Raw genomic sequence first — 367 nt, forward strand, 5'->3', positions numbered from 1 at the left:
GTGCTGGTGCGTCTTGCCAGCGGAGGAACAGAGCAGAAGTTATCCCTTGATAAAATAAATGCCCGTATTAATGAGTTGCTGAAACAGAGTATTAAAAGTGATGGAGTCATCAATCTTTTTTCGGATGTTCAAAAAGGATTTTCACTTTTTGATCCAAAGTTTCTTGAAGAAATAGCCGGTATGAAAGAAAAGAATCTGGCTATAGAAATACTGAAAAAGCTTATCGCTGAGCAGGTTTCGGTATACCGAAGAACAAATATTGTCAGATCGGAAAAATTTTCTGAAATCATTCAGCGCGCTATGAATCAGTATCTCAACGGTATGCTTACCAATGAAGAAGTAATTCAGGAACTCTTGAAGCTTGCTG

1 protein-coding gene is annotated in these 367 nt (G+C 38.1%); it reads left to right on the forward strand.

Annotated elements, in window-relative coordinates; all coding sequences use genetic code 11:
• Nucleotides 1–367, forward strand: a 367-nt coding sequence (locus tag PZH32_RS11760) for a type I restriction enzyme endonuclease domain-containing protein (RefSeq protein ID WP_275208437.1), incomplete at both ends; no start/stop codon positions are given.

It is taken from the genome of Adlercreutzia equolifaciens (genome assembly GCF_029076695.1).
Lineage (GTDB): Bacteria > Actinomycetota > Coriobacteriia > Coriobacteriales > Eggerthellaceae > Adlercreutzia > Adlercreutzia equolifaciens_A.